2 protein-coding genes and 1 pseudogene are annotated in these 1,420 nt (G+C 65.2%); all 3 read right to left on the bottom strand.

Annotation, left to right across the window (positions count from 1 at the left end; translation table 11 throughout):
• Positions 1-81, bottom strand: a pseudogene (locus tag ABT116_RS46215) (NUDIX hydrolase); the annotation flags it as partial.
• Between the two features lie 77 nt (positions 82-158).
• Complete coding sequence (locus ABT116_RS46210) at positions 159-443, bottom strand: DUF3017 domain-containing protein (protein WP_003940740.1); 285 nt, start codon at positions 441-443, stop codon at positions 159-161.
• Positions 444-448: 5 nt separating this feature from the next.
• Complete coding sequence (locus ABT116_RS46205) at positions 449-1,306, bottom strand: bifunctional methylenetetrahydrofolate dehydrogenase/methenyltetrahydrofolate cyclohydrolase (RefSeq protein WP_351647201.1); 858 nt, start codon at positions 1,304-1,306, stop codon at positions 449-451.
• Positions 1,307-1,420: the final 114 nt, after the last annotated feature.

Here is a 1,420-nt window from a genome sequence, read left to right as displayed (position 1 = left end):
GCCGTCGTCGTACGCGAAGACGTGACGGGGGTTGCTGTAGGTCCCGACGATGCCAGTGATCTCGACATCGAAGCCGGTCTCCCGACATCCACACATCCGCCGGAGTGGATCCCTCTGAGTGATATCGACATTCGCTCGTTTTACGGGGACTGATCTTCTCAGTCGGTGCCGAGCGGATCGATGGTCAGGGCGAGCGTCGCGATCAACACACCCATGACGCCCATCGCCGCGGTGTCGAAGACCCTTCCACGCACCGCGAGCAACCCCACACGATTCTCGGGAACGAACCACCGAGCAGCAGCACCGATGATGACGGCAACACCGAATACGAGGGCGCCGCGACGCCACCGGTCGGCCAGCACGAGAACGACGGCTGCCGCGATCACGGCGAGGACCGCGAGCATGGGCAGATTCTTCTTCGCGAGGCCGACCAGTGAGGACATCGGACTCAGGCTCCGGCCAGAACCCGCTCGGCGCGCTCGACCACGTTGGTGATCAGGAACGCGCGGGTCAGCGGTCCGACACCACCGGGGTTGGGTGAGACGAAGCCGGCGACCTCGCTGACGTCGGCTGCGACGTCGCCGCGCAGGCCGTCGTCGGTGCGACTGACGCCGACGTCGAGGACCGCCGCTCCAGGCTTGACCATGTCTGCGGTGATGAGGCCGGGAACGCCGGCGGCAGCGACGATGATGTCGGCGCGGCGAACCTCGGCCGCGAGATCGCGGGTACCGGTGTGGCAGAGCGTGACCGTCGCGTTCTCGCTACGACGCGTCAGCAGCAATCCGATCGGACGACCGACCGTGACGCCGCGTCCGACAACCACCACGTGTGCACCGGCAATCGGGACCTCGTAGCGACGCAGAAGATGGAGGATTCCACGTGGGGTGCACGGCAGCGGGGCTTCCTTGCCCAACACCAGTCGACCGAGGTTGACCGGATGCAAGCCGTCGGCATCCTTGTCGGGGTCGATACGCTCGAGGGCCGCGTTCTCGTCGAGGTGCTTGGGGAGCGGCAACTGCACGATGTAGCCGGTGCACTCGGGATTGGCATTGAGTTCGTCGATCGTCGCGTTGAGCTGTTCCTGCGTGATGTCGGCAGGCAGGTCACGTCGCAAGGAATTGATACCGACCTTGGCGCAGTCGTTGTGCTTGCCGCGCACGTAAGCCGCGGATCCGGGGTCGTCGCCCACCAGGATGGTGCCCAAGCCGGGTGTGATGCCCTCTGCCTTCAGAGCGCTCACCCGCACCTTCAGGTCTTCGAAGATTTCGTCGCGGGTAGCTTTGCCGTCGAGGATCGTTGCAGTCACGGCGACCATTGTTCCAGGTTAGGGTCGATGAGTGACAACGGCTCCGGAACTACGCGGCCCGAGGGTGCTCCTCTCCCCCGTCTCGCCCGACCATCACGCTCGTCTGCGGGCAAT

The organism is Streptomyces sp. NPDC002130 (assembly GCF_040296465.1).
Classification (GTDB): domain Bacteria; phylum Actinomycetota; class Actinomycetes; order Streptomycetales; family Streptomycetaceae; genus Streptomyces.
The sequence above is the reverse complement of the archived record's forward strand: the minus strand, read 5'-3'. Positions and strand labels throughout refer to the sequence as shown.